This is a genomic window from Stenotrophomonas sp. 2YAF22 (assembly GCF_052114665.1).
In the GTDB taxonomy this organism is placed as follows: Bacteria; Pseudomonadota; Gammaproteobacteria; order Xanthomonadales; family Xanthomonadaceae; genus Stenotrophomonas; species Stenotrophomonas indicatrix.
This window is the reverse complement of the sequence record NZ_JBFRFE010000632.1, coordinates 1-2,484: the sequence shown is the minus strand read 5'-3', so window position 1 is coordinate 2,484 and position 2,484 is coordinate 1. Positions and strand designations below refer to the sequence as shown.

The window sequence follows — 2,484 nt, the reverse complement described above, 5'->3', positions numbered from 1 at the left end:
CCCGATCAGCCCAGCAACCAGGCACGCGTGTCTGGGCTGATCGGGTTGCTGGCCAGCGGCCGGCACTACCCTCACAGCTCTTCGACCACCACGTTGCGGTTGGTGTAGATGCAGATGTCACCGGCGATGTTGATCGCTTCGCTGGCGATGGTGCGTGCGTCCAGTTCGGTGTGCGCCATCAGCGCGCGTGCAGCGGACAGCGCATACGAACCACCGGAACCGATGGCGATGATGCCGTCCTCCGGCTCGATCACGTCGCCGGTGCCGCTGATGATCAGCGAGGTTTCCTTGTCGGCCACCGCCAGCAGGGCTTCGAGCTTGCCGAGGCGGCGCTCGGTGCGCCAATCCTTGGCCAGTTCCACCGCGGCACGCTGCAGCTGGCCATGCTTCTCCAGCTTGGCTTCGAACAGCTCGAACAGGGTGAAGGCATCGGCGGCGGCACCGGCAAAGCCGGCCAGCACCTGGCCATCGCGGCCAAGGCGGCGGACCTTGCGTGCGTTGCCCTTCATCACCGTGTGGCCGAGGGTGACCTGGCCGTCGCCGGCAATGGCCACGTGCTCGCCGCGACGAACGCAGACGATGGTGGTGGCGTGGAAAACGGTGGGATTCTGACTGGGGTCCATGCGGCCTCCGATAGCTGTTCACGGGACATGGGGACAGCCGCCGAAGCGATCAAGCCCGTACCGATAGCTGCCGTTCAGCGCTTGGCATGCGATGGCCGGTCCGGATTGGGCTCGATGCCCCACGCCACGTACCAGTCCTCACCTTGCGTCTCGATCGGGTGCTGGGTGCGGCCCGAGCCGTTGCCACAGGCCAGTGCGTCGGCGGCGCAGTAACGGTCGCAGCCCCAGCAGATGYGCTCGGGGTGCTTGGGACGCAGCGGAATGGGCTTTGCCATGGTCGGCATCTCTTCGTGGCCTGCGGCCACGATGCACCGGTCGCAGCTATGCTGCCCTGACTGAAATCAAGACGGCGCTATTCAGGCTTTCCGCTCTTGTCGCTGCGGCGTTTCGCGCGCGGATGCGCCGCATCGTAGACCTTGGCCAGGTGCTGGAAATCCAGGTGGGTGTAGATCTGCGTGGTGGCGATGTCGGCATGGCCGAGCAGTTCCTGCACACCGCGCAGGTCACCGGAGGATTCCAGGATGTGGCTGGCGAAACTGTGCCGCAGCATGTGCGGGTGCACGTGCTTGAACAGGCCTTGGCGCTGGGCCAGCTGACGGATGCGGATCTGTACCGCGCGCTGGCTGATCGGCCCGTTGCGACCAGGAAAAACCGGTGTGGCGGCACCACCGCCGCTTTCGCTGCGCCAGGTCAGAAGCGCTTCGCGTGCCGGCTTTCCGAACGGGACGCGACGTTGCCGGTTGCCCTTGCCCATCACGTTGACCAGGCCACTGGCGAAATCCAGATCGCGCCAGGTCAGCGCGCAGACTTCGCTCAAGCGCAGGCCGGAGGAATAGAACAGTTCCAGCAGCGCGCGGTCACGACGACCCAGCTCGCCTTCCGGTTCCAGTTCAACCAGCTGCACGGCCTCGTCGGCATCGAGTACCTGTGGCAGCCGTCGTGGCGCACGGGGTGCCTTCAGCGTCGCCGCCGGGCTGGCCTCGATACGGCCATGCTTGAGCAGCCAGGCATAGAAGCTGCGGCAGGCCGACAGCCTGCGCTGCAGGCTCTTGGCCGACAGGCCGCGGCGGTGTTCATCGGCAACGAACTGGCGCAACGCGTCGGCATTCAGTGCCTCCACGGCCACCCCGCGGGGTTCGGCCCACACCGACAACGCGTCCAGGTCGCGGCGATAGGCATCGAGCGTATGCGCCGACATCCGCCGCTCCACCTGCAGGTGCTGCAGGAACGCCTGCACCGCGCTCATCGTCGTCGTTTCCCGCTCAATCCGCGAAGCGCTTGAGCCCGGTCACCAGGGCCTCGCCCATCATCCGCAGGAACAGCGTGCCCATGCCGGGATAGAAGCGGTTCGGATCATGGCTGCCCACCGCGATCAGGCCGACGCCCGGCAACGGCAGCAGCGCGGTGGTCTGCACTTCCTCGCTGCGCGCGCCGTACAGCACGGCGTTCTTGTCGCTCTGCAGGCGGCCACAGATCGGCTCACCATCCTTCAGGCAGTCGCGGAACGGGCCCAGCTGCGCATCATCGGCAGCCAGCACCTGCAGCCATTCGGCCTGCTCCAGTCCGGCCACCGGCGCATGCACGACCAGCCGCACCAGATCGCCTGCGAAGTCTTCCTGCAGCGACGCCGCCATCGCGCGCAGCGTATCGGCGGCGTTGTCCTGCTTCATCAGGGCCAGGGTGAGCTGATGCGTGCGCACCGCCAGCCGCTCGTTGACCTGCGCGGTCGCGCCCAGGTCGGCCAACCGTCGCGCCAGCTCGCGGTTCTTCTCGCGCAGCACTTCCAGCTGGTAGCTCGCCAGCGATGCGGTCGGGCCGTCATCGCGTGGCACCACCAGGGTCAGCGCCAGGTCCGGGAACC

At 67.1% G+C, this 2,484-nt stretch carries 4 protein-coding genes; all 4 read right to left on the bottom strand.

The genetic code is table 11. From position 1 onward, the window contains the following. Positions 1 to 71: 71 nt before the first annotated feature. Positions 72 to 623 carry an ATP-dependent protease subunit HslV gene (gene hslV / locus AB4Y84_RS19210; protein WP_025877284.1) on the bottom strand — a complete coding sequence of 184 codons (552 nt, stop codon included), beginning with the start codon at positions 621 to 623 and terminating at the stop codon, positions 72 to 74. A 74-nt stretch (positions 624 to 697) separates the two neighbouring features. Further along, positions 698 to 898: a DUF3079 domain-containing protein gene (locus AB4Y84_RS19205; RefSeq protein ID WP_442250684.1), complete on the bottom strand. Its 201-nt coding sequence runs from the start codon at positions 896 to 898 to the stop codon at positions 698 to 700. Positions 899 to 975: 77 nt separating this feature from the next. Beyond that, positions 976 to 1,869 (bottom strand): tyrosine recombinase XerC, encoded by an 894-nt coding sequence (xerC, locus tag AB4Y84_RS19200; RefSeq protein ID WP_442244997.1) that lies wholly within the window; start codon positions 1,867 to 1,869, stop codon positions 976 to 978. A 16-nt stretch (positions 1,870 to 1,885) separates the two neighbouring features. Continuing rightward, on the bottom strand, positions 1,886 to 2,484 hold a 599-nt coding region (locus tag AB4Y84_RS19195), incomplete at its 5' end, for a DUF484 family protein (RefSeq protein WP_442250683.1).

Coding starts and splice junctions, on each gene's coding strand:
- hslV (WP_025877284.1), bottom strand. CDS start 623: ATGGACCCCAGTCAGAATCCCACCGTTTTCCACGCCACCACCATCGTC.
- xerC (WP_442244997.1), bottom strand. CDS start 1,869: ATGAGCGCGGTGCAGGCGTTCCTGCAGCACCTGCAGGTGGAGCGGCGG.